The organism is Micromonospora sp. NBS 11-29 (assembly GCF_002140155.1).
GTDB lineage: Bacteria > Actinomycetota > Actinomycetes > Mycobacteriales > Micromonosporaceae > Micromonospora.
The window spans coordinates 348672-366779 of sequence record NZ_NAPR01000006.1 but is presented as its reverse complement, the minus strand read 5'-3'; the positions used below and the strand labels follow the sequence as shown (position 1 = coordinate 366779).

Below are 18108 nucleotides of genomic sequence, written 5' to 3'. Positions count from 1 at the left end.
GAGGGCGCGCTTTTTGTGGGTGCGGGCGAGGCGGGTGGCGAGGGCCGATGGGGTGGGGCCACGGGTCAGCGGGGCGGTGCGGTGGCGCGGCGTTCGGCGACGGCCTGGCGGACCAGGGCGATGGTGGCCTCGGGGCGGCGTAACACGTCGTCAGCGGTGAACCGGAGCACAACCCAGCCGGCTGCACGCAGCGCGTTCAGGCGCGCCACGTCTCGGCGGAAGTGGACCCGTTCGCGGTGGTGGTCGCCGTCGTACTCGACCGCGATGCGCAGCTCCGGCCAGGCCAGGTCGACCCGGGCCACGAAGCGTCCGCCCGCGCGTACCTCGTGTTGGGCGGTGAGCGGGCCGAGGCCGGCGTCGAGGAGGAGCAGCCGGAGCCGCGTCTCCATCGGAGACTCGCTCAGCGGCTCGGCCAGGGCCAGCACCTCGCGCAGCAGCGGCACGCCCGGCCAGCCGGAACGCGTCGCGGCATAGTCGCGCAGAGCGGGCAGCGTCACTGACCGACGACGCAGCAGCGCCTCCACGGCGACCAGGGCCTCCGTACGGGAACCCCGCCGGCCCAGGTCGAACGCGGTGCGCAGGGGGGTGGTGACCGGCAGCCCTCCGAAGCATGTGCGATCCCGCTCGGGCAGCGGCGACCGGACGACCAGCAGCCGGGGATGCGGACGCAGCCGGGCGGCGGCCGGCAACAGCACGCTCACCGCGGCCTGCGGGACGTGCCCGGCCTGCGGGATGTGCGGGGCGAGCAGGTCCACGCCGAACAGCCAGGCGGCGCTGCGACCGGCCACGGCCGCGCCCGCGGGCAGCCGCAACGCGACTGCCTCACACCACATCCGATGGTCGTCGGCGCGGTGGGCGTCCCGGTGCACGTACACGTCCGGCAGCAGGCGCACCCACGTCGGGCCGCGCAGCATCTCCCAGGTGAGCAGCCCTTGATCGACGGCGCGGCTGCCGCGAAACGGCAACGCGGACAGGCGACGCGGGACGGATGCAGGGCTCGACATCCACGCAGCGTGTCGCGACCCGACGGTCATCCGCTGTCCCGATCCGTCGAATGGTCTGGTCCTGGGACGAACGTCACCAGGTCTTCCGTACGGCGGGGAGGCGTCGTACGGTAGCCGCAAGTGACCCACGGGAGCCCGGTGTGGACCGGGCTGAGAGGGGGGCTGACAGCCCCCGACCGTCGAACCTGATCCGGGTAATGCCGGCGCAGGGAGGAGCGTTGCCATGCCGTCCCTGGGACGACTGCATCTGATCACCGACACCCGACCGGGGCGGAACCCGCTCGCCGTGCTGCGTGCCGCCCTGCCGGTGGCCCGCGCCGAACTGGTCGTGCAGGTCCGGGTGAAGGACGACGCCACCGACCGCGAGGCGTACGAGCTGGCCTGTCGGGTGGTGGAGGCGTGCCGGCCGTACGGGGCGTCCTGCCTGGTCAACGACCGGCTGCATGTGGCGCTGGCGGTGGGCGCGGCCGGTGGTCACGTCGGCGCGGACGACCTGCCGGTGGCCGCCGCCCGTCGCGTGCTCGGCGTCGACGCCGTGCTCGGCGCGACGGCCCGGGCGCCGGACACCGCTCGGGCCGCCATTGCCGCCGGCGCGAGCTACCTCGGCGTCGGCCCGTGCCACGCCACCACCACCAAGGCCGGCCTGCCCGCGCCGATCGGCGCGGACGGGGTACGCGCCGTCACCGGGGCGGTGACCGTGCCGGTGATCGCCATCGGCGGGGTGACCGCCGAGGCGGTGCCGGCGTTGCGGGCGGCCGGGGCGTACGGGGTGGCGGTGGTCGGCGCGCTCTCCGCCGCCGCCGATCCCGCGCACGCCACCGCCGGGCTGCTGCGGGCGCTGACGTGTTAAGCGGGGCCCCTTCCTATACCGGAAGCGTTAACAAGGGGCCCCTCCTTACCGAGGTGGGGGTGGTGGGGGCGGGGCCGGTGGGGTTGGCGGTGGCGTGGCGGTGCGCGCGGCGTGGGCTGCGCGTGGTGGTGTACGACGACCGGCCCGGGTCGGGGGCGTCGGCGGTGGCCGCCGGGATGCTCGCCCCGGTCGCCGAGGCGTACTTCGGTGAGCACGAGCTGACCGCGCTGCTCGTCGAGTCCGCGGCCCGCTGGCCCGGCTTCGCCGCCGAGCTGGCCGAGGCGAGCGGCGTCGACCTGGGCCACCGCACCGAGGGCACGCTGGTGGTCGGGCTCACCGCCGACGACCTGACCGAGGCGCGGCGGCTGTGGGCGTACCAGCAGGGGTTGGGACTGCCGATCACGCCGCTGCGCCCGTCGGCGCTGCGCGACCGCGAGCCGGCGTTGGCGCCCCGGGTGCGCGGCGGCGCGGTCGCGGCCGGCGACCACCAGGTCGACCCGCGGCGGCTGGTCGCCGCGCTGCGCATCGCCGCGGAGCGGGCCGGCGTGGTGTTCCGGCCGGCGCGGGTCGGTGCGCTGTCCGAGGTGGACGCGCGGATTACCGTGGTCGCGGCCGGCTGCGGCGCGGCCGCCCTGACGGGGCTGCCGGTCCGGCCGGTGAAGGGCCAGGTGCTCCGGCTCCGCGCGCCCGGTGGCGGCCCGCCGGGCTTCCGGCACGTGATCCGGGGGTACGCCGACGGCGAGTCCGTCTACCTGGTGCCCCGCGACAGCGGCGAGGTCGTGGTCGGGGCGACCGTGGAGGAACGCGCGGACACCGAGGTGACCGCCGGCGGGGTGCTGCGGCTGCTCCGCGCCGCCGTCGAGCTGGTCCCGGAGTTGACCGAGTACGAGCTGGTGGAGGCCGTCGCCGGGTTGCGTCCGGGTACGCCGGACAACGCACCGATCCTCGGGACGCTGCCCGGCCGACCCGACGTGGTCGTCGCCACCGGGCACCACCGGCACGGCATCGTGCTCACCCCGGTCACCGCCGACCTGGTCACCGAGCTGATCGTCACCGGCGAGCCGGATCCGGCGCTCGCCCCCTTCACCCCCGACCGGTTTCCGAAGGAGCCCCGATGGAACTGATCGTCAACGGCGCGGGGCGGACGCTGCCCGACGGCGTCACGGTGGCCGAGGTGGTCCGCACGGTCACCGGGCAGCAGCGCGGCCTCGCGGTCGCGGTCAACGGCGAGGTGGTGCCGCGCGGCGGTTGGTCGGCGAGCGTGCTGCGCGACGGCGACCGGGTCGAGGTGCTCAGCGCCGCGCAGGGCGGGTGAGCGGCGTGTCCCTGGAGATCGGTGGCGTGACGTTCGGCTCCCGGCTGGTGCTCGGCACCGGCGGCGCGGCCAGCCCGCAGGTGTTGGAGTCGGCGATCCGGGCCTCCGGCACCGAGCTGGTGACGCTGGCGCTGCGCCGGGTGGACACCACGCCGGCCGGGCCGGGCGGGCTGCTCGACGTGCTGGACCGGTGCGGCGTACGGCTGCTGCCGAACACGGCCGGCTGCCGGACGGCGGTGGAGGCGGTGAAGACGGCGCACCTCGCCCGGGAGGCGTTCGACACCGACTGGGTGAAGCTGGAGGTGATCGGCGACGAGCGCACGCTGCTGCCCGACGGGGTGGAGCTGCTGCGCGCCGCCGAGGAGCTGGTCGACGACGGGTTCACCGTGCTGCCGTACACCTCGGACGATCCGGTGCTGGCCCGGCGGCTGGCCGACGTGGGCTGCGCGGCGGTGATGCCGGCCGGCTCGCCGATCGGTTCCGGCCTGGGCATCGGCAACCCGCACCACATCCGGCTGATCCGGCAGGCCGTGGACGTGCCGGTGATCCTCGACGCCGGCATCGGCACCGCCTCCGACGCCGCGCTCGCGATGGAGCTGGGCTGCGACGCGGTGTTGCTGGCCAGCGCCGTCACCCGGGCCGCCGACCCGGTGGCGATGGCCACCGCGATGCGGCACGCCGTCGAGGCCGGCCACCTGGCCCACCACGCCGGCCGCATCCCCCGCCGCTCCCACGCGCTCGCGTCCACCCCGGACGAGGGGCGGCCCGAGCTGTGACCGGCCCCCTTGCCGTCGACGCGCCCGCGCAGGGCGATCCGCCCCCTCCGGGGCGGGTGCGTACCGAGGTCGCGCGTTGCCCGAGCGGGCTGGTGCTGCTGACGGATCGGCGGCTGGCTCGGGAGGCGCTCGTCGACGTGGTGGCGGGGGCCGTCGGTGGGGGAGTGCGCTGGGTGGTGCTGCGGGAGAAGGACCTGCCCCGCGCGGAACGCCTCGCGCTCGCCGTCGAGCTGCGCGCGATCCTCGCCGAGGTCGGCGGCGCGCTCATCGTCGCCGGGCCGGACCCGCTCGACGGGGACGCCGTGCACCTGCCCGCCGCCGGCCCGTACCCGCCGCCGCCGGTCGAACTGGTCGGCCGCTCCTGCCACGACGTCGCCGAGCTGGCCCGACTCACCACCGAGCACTACGCGACGCTGTCACCGGTCCACCCCACCCGGACGAAGCCCGGCTACGGCCCGGCGCTCGGCCCGGACGGGTTGCGTGAGCTGATCGCGGCCAGCCCGATGCCGGTGCTCGCACTCGGCGGCATCGAGACCCCGGACCAGGTGCGGGCGTGCGTCGACGCGGGCGCGGCCGGCGTCGCCGTGCTCGGCGCGATCATGCGCGCCCCCGACCCGAGAGCCGCCGCCACCACGCTGGGCAGGGCCTTCCACCGCACCGATGAAGGAAAACAGTGACGCCACAGGTAGCCCTCACCATTGCGGGATCAGACTCCGGCGGCGGCGCCGGCATCCAAGCGGACCTGAAGACGTTCGCCGCGCTCGGGGCGTACGGGACGAGTGTGCTCACGGCGGTCACCGCGCAGAACACCCGGGGCGTGGACGCCGTCCTGCCGCTGCCCCCGCAGACCGTGCGGGACCAGCTCGACAGCGTGCTCGGCGACTTCGAGGTACGCGCGGTGAAGACCGGGATGCTCGGCTCACCGGCGGTCGCCGACGTGGTGGCCGAGGCGGCCCGGTCCGGGCGGCTGCCCCGGCTCGTCGTCGACCCGGTGCTGGTCGCCACCAGCGGGCACCGGCTCGGCGTGGTGGAGGCGGTCGAGCGGCTGCTGCCGTACGCCGAGGTGGCGACGCCGAACTGCGCGGAGGCCGCGGCCCTCACCGGACGCGGGGTGGACACGGTCGAGGAGATGGTCGCGGCGGCCGAGACGCTGGCCGCGCGCGGACCGGCGTTCGTGGTGGTGACCGGCGGCGACGTGGACGCGGCCGGCGAGTCGGTGGACGTGCTGGCCGGCGGCGGGACGACGCGGCTGCTGCGCGCGACCCGGGTGGACACCCGGCACAACCACGGCACCGGCTGCTCGTTCGCGGCCGCCGTCGCGGTCCGGCTGGCCGCCGGCGACGCGGTGCCGGTCGCGGTGCAGGCCGCCAAGGAGTACGTCACCCGCGCGCTGACCGGTGCGCGGGGCTGGGAGCTGGGCGCGGGACGCGGCCCGCTGGACCACTTCGGCTGGTCCGCTTGAGCGACAGGGAGGCTGTCATGCAGGCACGTCGCAAGGTGTACGTGGAAGGGTCCCGACCGGACGTCCGGGTGCCGTTCGCCGAGGTCACGTTGACCGGGGACAACCCGCCGGTGCGGCTCTACGACACCTCCGGGCCCGGCTCCGACCCGGAGGTGGGGCTGCCCGCGCTGCGCGGGCCGTGGATCGCCGAGCGTGGGGACGTCGCGCCGGTGCGCGGCCCCGGCACGCCGCTGGCGGGGACCCGGCCGACTCAGCTCGCGTACGCCCGGGCCGGGACCGTCACGCCGGAGATGGAGTTCGTGGCGATCCGGGAGGGCGTCACGCCGGAGTTCGTCCGGGACGAGATCGCCGCCGGCCGGGCGGTGCTGCCGCTCAACGTCAACCACCCGGAGTGCGAGCCGGCGATCATCGGCAAGGCGTTCCTGGTGAAGGTGAACGCCAACATCGGCACCTCGGCGGTGACCTCCTCGGTGGCCGAGGAGGTGGAGAAGCTCACCTGGGCGACCCGGTGGGGCGCGGACACCGTGATGGACCTGTCCACCGGCAAGCGGATCCACGAGACCCGGGAGGCGATCGTGCGCAACGCGCCGGTGCCGATCGGCACCGTGCCGATCTACCAGGCGCTGGAGAAGGTCGGCGGCGACCCGGTGAAGCTGAGCTGGGAGGTGTTCCGCGAGACCGTGATCGAGCAGGCGGAGCAGGGCGTCGACTACATGACCGTGCACGCCGGCGTGCTGCTGCCNTCATGGCCGCCTGGTGCCTGGCGCACCACGAGGAGAACTTCCTCTACACCAACTTCCGGGAGCTGTGTGAGCTGCTCGCGAGGTACGACGTCACCTTCTCGCTGGGCGACGGCCTGCGGCCCGGCTCGATCGCGGACGCCAACGACGAGGCGCAGTTCGCCGAGCTGCGCACGCTCGGCGAGCTGACGAAGGTGGCCTGGGAGTACGACGTCCAGGTGATGATCGAGGGCCCGGGGCATGTGCCGATGCACAAGATCAAGGAGAATGTGGACCTCCAGCAGGAGTGGTGCCACGAGGCGCCGTTCTACACGCTCGGTCCGCTGACCACCGACGTCGCGCCCGCGTACGACCACATCACCTCCGCGATCGGTGCGGCGATGATCGGCATGTTCGGCACCGCGATGCTCTGCTACGTCACGCCGAAGGAGCACCTCGGGCTGCCGGACCGGGACGACGTGAAGGCCGGCGTGATCGCGTACAAGATCGCGGCGCACGCCGCCGACCTGGCCAAGGGGCACCCCGGCGCGCAGGCGTGGGACGACGCGTTGTCGAAGGCGCGGTTCGAGTTCCGCTGGTCCGACCAGTTCAACCTGGCGCTCGACCCGGAGACGGCGCGGGCGTACCACGACGCGACGCTGCCGGCCGAACCGGCGAAGACGGCACACTTCTGCTCGATGTGCGGGCCGAAGTTCTGCTCCATGAAGATCACGCAGGAGCTGAAGGACTACGCGGCGCGCGGCATGCGCGGCAAGTCCGAGGAGTTCGTCGCCGGCGGCTCCCGGGTCTACCTGCCCCTGGCCTGAGCCAGGTTCGTCAGATCTTGGTACGGGACGGCCCCCGGAAGGGCGCTCCCGTACCAAGATCTCGGACCCTGCCGTCCTCGACGCGCCGGAAGACCGGCCCTGATCGCCCCAGCGGCAAGATCCACACCGGTTCGCCGAAGTGGCGCCTTCCCGACAGGACGATGCCGCCACTTCACCGAACTGGCGACGCCGTCGCTCACCCATCCCACCCGTCGAGAGCACGGTCCCACTCGCCAGGACCCACGCAGATCCTGACGAGATCTCCGAGGGCTCAGTCGCGGTGGTGTCGGCCGGTGCGCAGGGAGCGGGCATCGTCGGCGTTGTCGTCGGCGGCGAGACCGGCGACCCAGTCGACGTACTCCTCGTCCGGGGTGGCGCCCGGCTCGACCGCGTCGCCGGTCGGCTCCGACCCGCTCCGGTCCCGATTGCGTCGGAACAAGCCGCGCCGGACCTTCGACTTCCCGCCGCTGGCCTCGGCGTCGTCCGCCCCGGCAGGCCGCCGCGGGGCCGCACCCGGGTCCGGAGCGCCCGCCATGGTCGCGTCCGTCGCCGCCGGTCCGTCCCCGGTACGGTCCTGAGCTGGCACGTTCATCCCGGCGTCGGTCCGGCCGGCGGGCTGGGCGTTGGTGGCCAGAGCCTCCCATCCCGGGCTGCGTCCCGGGTCGGGCAGACCGGGGTGGCGCGGGCGAGGGGCCCTCTCCGCTTGGACGGTGGCGTCGTCACCGTCGGGGCCGGTGACCGCCTCGACCGGCGCGACGGCCGGCGCGACCGGGTCGCCCGGTGCGGTCGACGGCTTGCCTGCCGTCGACGGTCGGGTCGGTGCGGTCGACGGTTGGCCCGGTGCGCCGGCGTCGGACGGGCGGTTCGGGCGGCTCGCCGCCGGGGGAATCGGCCAGGCGGGCCGCACGTCGCCCGGTCGCTCGGTCACGTCGTCGAAGATCGGGAACCGCGGCCGGGGCGACGTGGGCGGGGCGGGGCTGTCGGTCGGCTCGGGGGCGAAGAAGAAGCTGCGCGGGCGACGGGCCGGTTTCGGCACCGGGATCGACGGCTCGGCCGGCGCGACGGCCTCGTCCGGTGCCGGTACGGCCGCGCCGGCCGTGGCGGTCCCGACGGGCGGCGCGGCCGGCGGTGGCGCCACCGGCGATGGGCTGACGGCCGGTGGGGCGACGGCCGGTGGGGCGACGGGCGGCGGAGTGACCGGCGACGGGGTGACCGGCGACGGGGTAACGGAGGCCGAGGGCGCGGTCGGCGGCTGTGGGCCGGGTCGGCCGGCGGCCAGGACGTCGATGGCCGACGTCCGCCGACCCGGCGGCAACAGGCCCGGCAGCGGCAGGCCACGGGTCAGGCCCTCGTCGTCCGGCCCGGCGGCCGGCGGCGTCGGTCGGTCGGGACGCGCGGCGGTCGATGCCGGTTGATCGGCCTGCCTGGCAGTCGGTGCTGGGTCGGGCTGCGTGGCGGTCGGTGGCGATGGGTCGGGCTGCGCGGCGGCCGGTGCCGGTTGGTCAAGATGCGTGGCGGTCGGTGCCGGTTGGTGGGCCTGCTCGACGTCGGCCGGTGGGGGTGTCGACCGGTCGGTCTGCGGGGCAGCGAGCGTCGAGGCGGGGGCGACGTGCCGAGGCCCGGTCGGCCCGCCGGAAGACCCGCCGGCCTCCGGCCAGTCCCAGTGCGCGGGGGCCGGCGCACCGGACGAGGTCGGGGTCACGTCGCCGCCGGCCGAGGCAACCACCACCCCGGTGGGCAGCGGCGCGAGGATGTCGGTGGGCTCGACGGCGTCGGCGTCACCGGCGGCGGGGCGGGGCAGCACCGTGGTGGCGGTCGAGCCGAGTGCGCCGGCGGCGACCGCGATCAGTGCGCCGTAGTAGGGCGCGAGCTGGTAGCGGTCGGTTGCCGTGCCCGGACCCGCGGTCAGGTAGGCGAAGGCGACCAGCACCNGGCCGCGCCGGCCGCACCGCCGACCAGCGGCGGGTGCCCGGCGCGGCGGGCCAGCGCGCCGACCGCGCCGCCCGCGAGCAGGGCCAGTGTGGGCAGCAGCAGCATGGCCAGGCGTTGCGCGGATGCGGCGTCCAGCCAGGACGGTTCGAGGACGCCGAGGCGTACGGTGGCCAGCGGGTGGTTGCCGACGATCGTCGGTGCGGCGGAGATCAGGGCCAGCAGCCAGACGATCCCGGCGATGAGCGCGACCCCCCAGCCGAACGGCGGCCTGAGCAGCACGGCGATCGCCGCGCCGGCCCCCACCACGGCACCCAGGGCGGCGCAGATGCCGGCGGCCCACGCCGGGTCGACGGAGCCGCCCAGCTCGGCGGCGCGGGCCGGTTGCATGCAGAGCGGGGCGACCACGATCGCGCCCAGCGCGCTGACGCCGGCGACGGCGAGCAGCTCGGTGGTGCCGCCGGCAGGGGCGTCCCGGCGGGCGAGGCGAGCGGTGAGGACGGCCCCGGCGACGGTGGCGACCGCGGCGAACCAGGCCACCCAGGCGAGCTGGGCGGGCCACCGGTTGACCGAGGCGTCGACGAACGCGCCGTCGAGGCGGACGACGCCGAAGCCGTACGCGATGCCGAGCTGGCCGGCACCGGCCAGCACGCTCACCCCGAGCGCCGTGAGCAGCAGCCTGCCCCACGTCCGAAAGGCCATGTCGGGCACGTTACGGCCCGGTGCCGTGGATCGCCACCTTGCCGCCGCGCGGCGCGGCGAACCGATCGGCGTGGCTACTTCAGCTCGACCAGGCGGGCGAGGTAGGTGGTGTCGCCGACGTTGGTCAGCATGTGCACCGCCCCGGGGTCGCGGTAGACCACCCCGCCGGTGGGCTCGTCGGCGTCGATCGTGGTGCCGTCGATCGTCTGCACCACGTTCTTCGCGCCCTCGATCGCCACCACCAGGTACGGGTGGTCGTGCCGGTGCAGCGGCTGCCGCTCACCCGGCTCCAGCCGGATGTGCCAGACGCGTACCCGGTCGTTCTCGTAGACGATCTCCTGACCCACCGGGCCGAGTTCGAGGTCGGTCATCGGGTTCCGTCCAGTTGGGGGAGCACCTCGGCGGCGATCAGCTCCACATGGTCCAGGTCGTCGAAGTCGATCAGTCGCAGGTGCACCCGGGTGGTCCCGATGGCGGCGAACTCGCCGAGCCGGTCGACGAGTTGGGCGGGGGAGCCGACCACCGGGTCCTCCGGCGGCAGGGCGCTGGTGACGTGCAGCGGCGCGGCCCGCCGCCGTGCCTCCGCGTCGGTGCGGCCGATCGCCACCACGATCCCGGCGGAGAGCGTCAGCGGCGGACGCCCGGAGGCGTCGCGCCCCATGCGGTCGCAGGCCTCGCGGACCCGCTCGTACGCGGCGGCCGTCTCGGCGACGTTCTTGAACGGCATGTTGAACTCGTCGGCGTACCGGGCGGCCAGCTCGGGCGTCCGCTTCGGGCCCTTGCCGCCGACGATCAGCGGCGGGCCGGGGCGCTGCACCGGCTTGGGCAGCGCGGGCGCGTCGACCAGCCGGTAGTGCTCGCCGGTGTAGCTGTACGTCTCGCCGTCGGGGGTGCGCCACAACCCGGTGACGATCTCCAGTTGCTCGGCCAGCCGGTCGAAGCGCTCGGTGACGGGCGGGAACGGGATCCCGTACGCGGTGTGTTCACGCTCGAACCAGCCGGCGCCGATGCCCAGCTCGACCCGGCCGCCGCTCATCCGGTCGACCTGGGCGACCATGACGGCCAGCGGCCCGGGGAGTCGGAAGGTGGCGGAGGTGACCAGCGTGCCGAGCCGGATCCGGGAGGTCTCCCGGGCCAGCGCGGCCAGCGTCAGCCAGGCGTCGGTGGGGCCGGGCAGCGCCGGCTCGTCCCCCATCGACCGGTAGTGGTCGGCCCGGAAGAAGCCCTCGAAGCCGGTCTCCTCGACCAGCCGGGCAAACCGGAGCTGGTCGTCGTAGTCCGCGCCGCGGTGCGGTTCGGTGAAGACCGACACCCGCATGGTCACTGTCCTCCGGCCGACGCGGGTACGGCCGGGGCGTCCCGCTCCATCAGCAGTTCGTGCAGCTCGGCGCTGATTCGTGCGACGTCGGCCAGGTGCGCGTGGCGGCCCAGCGTGCGGGGCCGGGGCACGGTCACCTCGACCACCTTGCGGATCCGGCCGGGACGCGGGCTGAGCACGACGACCCGGTCGGCGAGCAGCACCGCCTCGTCGATCGAGTGGGTGACGAAGACGATGGTGGCCTTGGTGTCCATGTGCACCCGCTGCAACTCACCGGAGAGTTCCTCCCGGGTGAGCGCGTCGAGCGCGGAGAACGGCTCGTCCATCAGCATCACCCGGGGCGAGCCGATCAGGGACCGGCAGAGCGAGACGCGCTGCTGCATGCCGCCGGAGAGTTCGTGCGGCAGGCGCTTGTCGAAGCCGCCGAGCCCGGCCACCTCCAGCAGCTCGCGGGCCCGGTCGCGGTGTTTCGCCCGGCTCCAGCCGAAGATCTCCACCGGCAGCAGGACGTTGTCGAGCACCGTGCGCCAGGGCAGCAGCGCCGGCCGCTGGAACAGCATGGCGACGTCCCGGCGTGGCTTCGTGATCGGCGTGCCGGCCACGGTGATCTCGCCGGCGGTGACCGGCAGCAGCCCGGCGATCATGCGCAGCAGCGTGGACTTGCCGCAGCCGGATCGACCGAGGATGGCGACGAACTCACCCTCGGCGACGTCGAGGTCGACGTTGCGTAACGCCTCCACCCGCCCCGAGCGGCCGTCGAAGGTGCGGGACACCCCGGACAGTCGGATCATCTCCGCCGACTCCCTTCCACCGTCGTCCCGAACGTGAGCTGGGCTAGCGTAGCTGGGTTGGTGCTGATAGCACCGTCGGGGGTGGACGTCCGCGGGCCCTGCCCAACACCACTTTGTTTCCTTTCCGCAACCCGGACGGTTGCGGCGCGTCATCAGCCTTCTCGTACTCTGTTGCGCGCGAAGAGTCCCCTCACGACGGTCCAGTCGGCCGACCCCCCTGCCGACCCCGTCGGACCCACGACCCGACCGGTGAAGATCTCTCGGTCGGAAAGGACATGGTGCACTGATGAGAAGGCTGACCCGTACGGTCGCCGCCGCGGCGCTGGCCACCGCCCTCGCCCTGGTCGGTGGCTGCAGTAGCGACTCGGACAAGTCCGAGGGTGGCAGCGGCGGCAACGGCGCGGCGTCGGAGAAGGTGACCTACCTCACCTCGTTCGGCAACTTCGGCCGTGACTCCTACGCCTGGGTGGCGAAGGACAAGGGCTTCTTCAAGGAGGCCGGCTTCGACGTCGACATCAAGCCCGGCCAGGGCACCGGCTCCGTCATCCAGACCATCACCGGCGGCCAGGCCGACTTCGGCCCGATCGACCTGACCGGTGGCATCCTCCAGCTCGGCAACGGCCAGGCCAAGGACTTCGTCGCGGTGGCCGCGATCCAGCAGCGCACCATGGCCGCGATCGTCACGGTCGAGGGCAAGAACATCGCGACCCCGAAGGACCTTGAGGGCAAGAAGCTCGCCGACACCCCCACCTCCGTCGTGCGCAACCTCTTCCCCACGTACGCCCGGCTGGCCGGCATCGACAACAGCAAGGTGACCTGGGTCAACGGTGAGGCCCAGGGCCTGATCGGCATGCTCGGCTCGGGCACGGTCGACGGCATCGGCCAGTTCGTGGTCGGCCAGCCCACCGTGGAGGCGGTGGCCAAGAAGAAGCCGGTCGTGCTGCCGTACAGCAACGTCATGCAGGACCTCTACGGCAACGCGCTGATCACCTCCAGCAAGATCGCCAAGGAGAAGCCGGAGATGGTGAAGAAGTTCACCACCGCGCTGCTCAAGGGCCTGGAGTACTCGCTGGAGCACCCGGACGAGGCGGCCGAGATCCTGAAGAAGAACGTCCCGGCCGTGGCCAACACGGCCGCGTCCGCCGCCGAGTTGCAGCTGATGGCCGCGTACGTCCGGTCGAGCAACTCCGGTACCGCGATCGGCACGCTGGACAGCGGCCGGGTGGCCAAGAGCATCGCGCTGCTGCAGGGCGCGGGCGCGCTCAAGCAGAACCTCACCCCGGACCAGATCATCAACTTCGACCTCGCGCCGAAGGCCTGACCGGCCGGCTCGGGACACGGGGGTGCGACCCGCCGGACACCCGGTGGGGCGCACCCCCTTCGCGTGCCGGTCGTCCTGACCGGCCGAGAGAGGAGGACACGTTGACGCAGTTGACCGAGGCCCTGCCGGAGCCGGCCCGGGTCACGCGGGCCCGGCGCGGCCCGACCGTACATCCGGCCGCGGTCGGGTTGCCGGCGCTGGGGCTGGTCGTCGCGGTGGGCGCCTGGTGGCTGGTCACCTCGGGGCTGAGCCTGGTGCACCCGGCCGCGTTGCCGCCGCCGCAGGCGGTGGCCCGCTCGCTGAGCAACACCACCGGCGTGCTGCTGCCCGCGCTCGGCATCACCACCTGGATGACCCTGCTCGGCTTCCTGCTCTCGACGGCCGCCGGGGTGCTGATCGGGATGGCGCTGGCCGCGTCCCGTCGGGTGGAGCGGATGTTCGCCCCGCTGCTGGTGGCGGTGAACGCGGTTCCGAAGATCGCCTTCGGCCCGCTGCTCGTGGTGGCCGTCGGCTGGGGTCAGAAACCCATCCTGACCATGGTGTTCCTGCTCTGCTTCTTCCCGATCGTGCTGTCCACCGCCACCGGTCTGACCACCACCCCGGCGGACCTGGCGGAACTGGCCCGGTCGCTCAACGCCTCCTGGTGGCAGTCGTTCCGCAAGGTGCGCTTCCCGGCTGCCCTGCCGCAGATCTTCGTCGGGCTCAAGGTGGCCATGCCGTTGGCCGCGATCGGGGCCGTGATCGGCGAGTTCTATTCGGACCGACCCGGCCTGGGCTACCAGATCCTCCAGTACAACGGCGTCGGTGACACCGCCACGGCGTGGGCCGCCATCGTCCTGGTCGCCCTGATGAGCATCCTGCTCTACTCCGCCCTCACCCTGATCGAACGCCTGGCCCTCCCCTGGGTGAGAGCCACCACCTCCGCCCGCTGAGCACAACGGGCCCGGGCCCGGTCCGGTGCGGAGACGGCAGGACCGTGATCAGAAGCGCCAGCCACGAACCGGTGGCCAAGCTCCTGATCCGACCAGACGTCTCCCACCGGACCGGTCGCCACGGCACGGCGTCGAGGCCGGCTACCTCAGGTGGTGATGGCGGGGCTGTTCCAGCCGCCGCCAAAGGGCTGATTCCGCGACTGAGCCACGAGGAAGAAATGCGGCACCGTGCAGAATCTGTCCCCCGCGGACTCGAACAGAAGCCTAATCGAGACATTGACATTCATCAAGGTTGGGCTTCTATTCACCCGGCCTCGTCGACGATAGGCACCCAGCGTCTGCGGGCGCGGCTGCGCACGCGTCGAACGATGCGCGAACCGCGCCGGCAGACCGTCCAGACCCGTCCGGCGAGCGCTACCCGGCGATCCGCCAGCGCCCGCCCCGGGCCACCAGCGTCGTCAACGCCTGCGGCATCAACCCGGAGTGGTTGTCCGGAGTCATCCGGATCGGGCCGGAAAGGCCATCGAGCTGCGAGGTCTCCAGGACGTCGCGCAGGCCGTCCCGATTGACCTTCCCCGGCTCGCCGCCGGCGCGCAGTTCGGCGTCGACAATGAGCTGCACGGCGTCGGCGGCGAACGAGGAGAAGCCGTTGTATCCGCCGAAGCGGGCGGTGTAGTCCTGGAACCACTGCCGCCGGGCCGCCTTGGCCGGGGTGGTGGCGATGACGTCGTCGATCGCCATCGTCTGCGTGAAGACCAGCGTGGCCAGCTCGGTGGAGCGGGCCGACGGGCCGAGGAACAGCTCGCCGGCGGCCGAGGCGTCGAAGAAGAGCGATCCGCGGAAGTTGCGCTGCCGGGCGGTGGTGGCCGCCAGCGTCGCCTGCTCCGGGGGCGTCCAGAGGATCAGGGCCTGCGGCTTCTTGTCGACCAGGTCGTTGATCTGATTGCTCACCTCGGTGTCGGTGGTCCGCACCGACTCGGCGGCGACCAGCTTCACCGACGTCTTGCCGAACTCACGGCGCAGCGCGGTGAGTCCTTCCTGGCCGTACCCGTCGCCGCTGTGCAGCACCGCGACCTTGCGGATCTGGCGGCGGGTCAGCTCGGTGGTGAGCGCCGCCGCGCTGTCGGCCGCATTCGGGGCCAGCTTGAAGACGTAGCGGCGCTGGTCCACCGGCTCGGTGACCGCGCCGGCGGAAGCGAGCGCGATGGTCGGAATCTTCTTCTCGCCAATGGTCCGGGCCGCGCCGACCGCGCATTCGTTGCAACCGCCGATGAGGACAGCGGTGACCTGGGGGTCGTTGGCGAAGTCGTTGATGTTACGCAACGATTCGGCGGCGTCCGAGCGGTTGTCCTCCACCCTGAGCTTGACCTTCCGGCCGCCGAGTGCGCCGGAGGAGTTCAACTGCTCCACCTTCAGTTTCAGTGCCCGTTGGTACACCTCGCCGGTGGGTGCCCCGGCGCCGGAGAGTTCGAGGTCGGCTGCGATGACGATCGGGCTGGTGTCCTGCGGTTCCCCGCCGATCCCGCAGCCGGTGAGCGTGGTGGCCAGCACGGCCGATGCGAGCACCGCGATGCTCGCGGAGCGGATGGGGCTCAACTCAGTCCTCCATGGTGCGGCGCGGGACGACGCCCGATCACCGCCACTTGTCCGTCCTCAGTGGAGGAACGGGATTGGTGTGCCGTACGGTGTGCGCGAAGCCTGCAAAACCTTGCCAATGCCGGGCCCTGTGGTCAAGCGCGGGTGTTGGACGCCGTTTCGGGACGCTCATCCCACATCGTGGGGACACGAAACGTTAACTGACAATTACTGATCAGATACGCGTGACCACTCTGGAGTGACATCCCCAGTTCAGGGGGTTGGAGAAAAGAAGGTATTAGGTGACCGAGTCACGGGTTGAGTCGACCCCGACCGTTTCCTGCCTCACCGCGGCTTCCCAAACAGGATCTCGTCTGATGAAATCGCGGCCGTGCCGCGTGCGGCGCTGGCCGCTGCACCAGGCACGGGTCAGTGGGTCGCGCGTGGAAGAAACGACGGAGGCGATGTCGTGAGCACCGGACCGACGACCCTGCCCGGGAGTCCCCACGCCGAGGAGCGGAATCGGCGACGGCGTCTGCCGAGGCTGCGCGACGCGCGGATCCGCTCCAAACTCGCCCTCATCCTGGTCGTGCCGGTGGCGGCTGTCATCGCACTGGCAACAATCCGACTCATCTCCGTGGGTCAGGGTGCCTACGAGGCGGACCGGGTCCGCGCGCTGACCGCGGTCTCGGTGGACGTCTCGGCGCTCGCGCAGGACCTGCACAAGGAGCGGATGTCGGCGACCGCCTTCCTGGCCGATTCGAACCAGAAGCCGGACGCCTACAACCTCCAGGTCCGGCGCACCGACGAGCGGATCGCGGCGTACCGGGACGAGCGCGGTCAGCTCGGTGACGTGCCGGCCGCGATCCGGGACCGGCTGAAGGTCATCGACGACCACCTGGAGACCCTGAACGGCACCCGGCAGGAGGTGCTGGACCGTCTCCAGATGCCGGTGGCCGAGGCGAGCCTGCGCTACGGGATCGTCCTCGACGACCTGGTCGCGTACGGTGACGCGCTGGCCCAGCAGCCCGGTGCGGAGAGCCTCGCCGACGCCCGCCGCGCGGTCGCCGCGTTCGCCCGGGCGAAGGCCGAGGTGCAGGAGGAGCAGGCGGTGGCCTTCACCGCGCTCGCCTCCGGCGGCCGGATCGACGAGGAGCAGTTCTCCTCCTTCGTCGCCACGCTGACCGGCCAGCAGGAAGCGCTGCTCGCCTTCTCCCGCGCCGCCGCACCGGATCAGCGCGCCCTGGTGGACCGCACCGTCTCCGGTGACGCGGTCCAGCTCGCCGACCGGGTCGCCAACGACCTGTCCCGGTCGGTCAACCGGTCCGCGCTGGTCACCCGCGACGAGGCGTCCGTCGCCATCGGCGCGGTCGACGACCTGATGCGGTGGGCGGAGATCCAGCTCCTCGACGAGCTGCTCGCCGACGCCGACGCGGTACGCGCGGACGTGATCCGACAGGCCATCGTGGAGAGCCTGCTCGTGCTCCTCACCCTGGCCGTCGCCGTGACGCTCGCGGTGGTGCTCGCCCGGTCGCTCAACGACTCGCTGCGCCGGCTGCGTGAGGGCGCGCTCTCGGTGGCCAACCACGACCTGCCCGACGCGGTGAGCCGGTTGCAGAACGTCAACGCGATCGGTGACGGTGGCGTGGACGAGATCGTCCAGCAGGTGCGGGACCCGATCAAGCTGAGCAACCGCGACGAGGTCGGCCAGGTGGCGGTGGCCTTCAACGTGGTCCACCGGGAGGCGGTGCGGGTGGCGGCCGAGCAGGCCGCGCTGCGCACCAGCGTCTCGGCGATGTTCCTCAACCTGGCCCGCCGCTCGCAGAACCTGGTCGACCGGATGATCGGCGAGCTGGACGCGATCGAGCGCGGTGAGGAGGACCCGAAGCGGCTCGCCCAGCTCTTCGAGTTGGACCACCTCGCCACCCGGATGCGCCGCAACGACGAGAACCTGCTGGTCCTGGCCGGTGCCGACTCGGCCGTGCCGCGCCGCGACGACGCGCTCCTGGTCGACGTGCTGCGGGCCGCGCAGTCGGAGGTGGAGCTCTACAACCGGATCGAGTTCGGCACCGTCGACACCGACATCTCGGTCGCCGCGCACGCCGTCAACGACGTGGTCCGGCTGGTCGCGGAGCTGCTCGACAACGCCACCCGGTTCTCGCCGCCGACCACCGTGGTGGTGGCCGACGGCCGTCGGATCCGTGACTACGTGCTGATCCAGATCGAGGACCGGGGTCTCGGCCTCACCGACGACCAGCTCGACTCGCTCAACCGGCGCCTGGCCGCGCCGCCCACGGTCGACGTGGCCGCGTTCCGGCTGATGGGTCTGGCCGTGGTCAGCCGGCTCGCCTCCCGCTACGGGATCCGGGTGGAGCTGCGCCGCAACGTCGAGGGCGGCACGGTCGCCCAGGTCACCCTGCCGAACCCCACCGTGGTGCTGCCGGCCAACCGGGGCCAGGCCCCGCTGACCCGCCCGCGCCAGCCGCTCGCCGTCGAGCCGTCGCCGCTGAGCCAGGTCGGTGCCGCCGACGGGCTGGCCGCCGCCGGCCGTACCGGCACCGCGACGCTGCCCGACCAGTGGCGTGGC

Annotated in this window: 15 protein-coding genes, 1 pseudogene and 1 riboswitch; of the genes and pseudogenes, 10 read left to right on the top strand and 6 right to left on the bottom strand. The window is 73.2% G+C overall.

What is annotated here, in order from left to right; translation table 11 throughout:
* Positions 1–65: 65 nt before the first annotated feature.
* Positions 66–1004, bottom strand: coding sequence for a DUF559 domain-containing protein (locus B1205_RS09360; protein WP_089155241.1), 939 nt, complete (start codon positions 1002–1004; stop codon positions 66–68).
* Between the two features lie 117 nt (positions 1005–1121).
* A riboswitch (TPP riboswitch) is annotated at positions 1122–1233 on the top strand.
* Between B1205_RS09360 and thiE the strand changes: the two genes are divergently transcribed.
* The 7 genes and pseudogenes from thiE to thiC all read left to right on the top strand — a co-directional run bounded on the left by thiE (position 1228) and on the right by thiC (position 6953).
* The gene (gene thiE, locus B1205_RS09355; protein ID WP_089155240.1) at positions 1228–1854 is read left to right on the top strand and encodes a thiamine phosphate synthase; all 627 of its coding nucleotides are present in this window, start codon (positions 1228–1230) and stop codon (positions 1852–1854) included. It overlaps the preceding riboswitch by 6 nt.
* On the top strand, positions 1848–2978 hold the full coding sequence (gene thiO, locus B1205_RS09350; RefSeq protein WP_176308503.1) for a glycine oxidase ThiO: 1131 nt from the start codon (positions 1848–1850) through the stop codon (positions 2976–2978). Before thiE ends, thiO begins: the two co-directional genes overlap by 7 nt.
* Positions 2969–3169, top strand: a complete 201-nt coding sequence (gene thiS, locus B1205_RS09345; RefSeq protein WP_089155238.1) for a sulfur carrier protein ThiS — start codon at positions 2969–2971, stop codon at positions 3167–3169. The genes thiO and thiS overlap by 10 nt, the downstream gene beginning before the upstream one ends.
* Complete coding sequence (locus B1205_RS09340; protein WP_089155237.1) at positions 3166–3945, top strand: thiazole synthase; 780 nt, start codon at positions 3166–3168, stop codon at positions 3943–3945. The genes thiS and B1205_RS09340 overlap by 4 nt, the downstream gene beginning before the upstream one ends.
* Before the next feature lie 56 nt (positions 3946–4001).
* The gene (locus B1205_RS09335) at positions 4002–4622 is read left to right on the top strand and encodes a thiamine phosphate synthase (RefSeq protein ID WP_089155236.1); all 621 of its coding nucleotides are present in this window, start codon (positions 4002–4004) and stop codon (positions 4620–4622) included.
* Positions 4619–5407, top strand: a complete 789-nt coding sequence (gene thiD / locus B1205_RS09330) for a bifunctional hydroxymethylpyrimidine kinase/phosphomethylpyrimidine kinase (protein WP_089155235.1) — start codon at positions 4619–4621, stop codon at positions 5405–5407. Before B1205_RS09335 ends, thiD begins: the two co-directional genes overlap by 4 nt.
* A 17-nt stretch (positions 5408–5424) precedes the next feature.
* Positions 5425–6953: pseudogene (gene thiC / locus B1205_RS09325) on the top strand (phosphomethylpyrimidine synthase ThiC).
* 271 nt (positions 6954–7224) lie between these two features.
* Here the strand turns inward: thiC and B1205_RS09320 are convergent.
* The 4 genes from B1205_RS09320 to B1205_RS09300 all read right to left on the bottom strand — a co-directional run bounded on the left by B1205_RS09320 (position 7225) and on the right by B1205_RS09300 (position 11693).
* A complete protein-coding gene (locus tag B1205_RS09320) occupies positions 7225–8883 on the bottom strand; it encodes a hypothetical protein (RefSeq protein WP_089155234.1) in 1659 nt (552 codons plus the stop codon).
* 775 nt (positions 8884–9658) lie between these two features.
* Positions 9659–9955, bottom strand: a complete 297-nt coding sequence (locus B1205_RS09310; RefSeq protein ID WP_089155232.1) for a cupin — start codon at positions 9953–9955, stop codon at positions 9659–9661.
* Entirely contained in the window at positions 9952–10902 is a 951-nt protein-coding gene (locus B1205_RS09305) for an LLM class F420-dependent oxidoreductase (RefSeq protein ID WP_089155231.1), read from the bottom strand. Before B1205_RS09305 ends, B1205_RS09310 begins: the two co-directional genes overlap by 4 nt.
* A gap of 2 nt (positions 10903–10904) precedes the next feature.
* Positions 10905–11693, bottom strand: a complete 789-nt coding sequence (locus B1205_RS09300; protein WP_089155230.1) for an ABC transporter ATP-binding protein — start codon at positions 11691–11693, stop codon at positions 10905–10907.
* A gap of 286 nt (positions 11694–11979) precedes the next feature.
* Between B1205_RS09300 and B1205_RS09295 the strand changes: the two genes are divergently transcribed.
* Together B1205_RS09295 and B1205_RS09290 are read left to right on the top strand one after the other, a co-directional pair.
* Positions 11980–13014, top strand: a complete 1035-nt coding sequence (locus B1205_RS09295) for an ABC transporter substrate-binding protein (protein WP_089155229.1) — start codon at positions 11980–11982, stop codon at positions 13012–13014.
* 122 nt (positions 13015–13136) lie between these two features.
* Positions 13137–13946, top strand: coding sequence for an ABC transporter permease (locus B1205_RS09290; RefSeq protein ID WP_254909829.1), 810 nt, complete (start codon positions 13137–13139; stop codon positions 13944–13946).
* 414 nt (positions 13947–14360) lie between these two features.
* On the opposite strand, the gene B1205_RS09285 is transcribed toward B1205_RS09290, so the two are convergent.
* Entirely contained in the window at positions 14361–15542 is a 1182-nt protein-coding gene (locus tag B1205_RS09285) for an ABC transporter substrate-binding protein (protein ID WP_089155227.1), read from the bottom strand.
* 448 nt (positions 15543–15990) lie between these two features.
* On the opposite strand from B1205_RS09285, the gene B1205_RS09280 reads away from it, so the two are divergent.
* On the top strand, positions 15991–18108 hold a 2118-nt coding region (locus B1205_RS09280), incomplete at its 3' end, for a sensor histidine kinase (protein WP_254909810.1).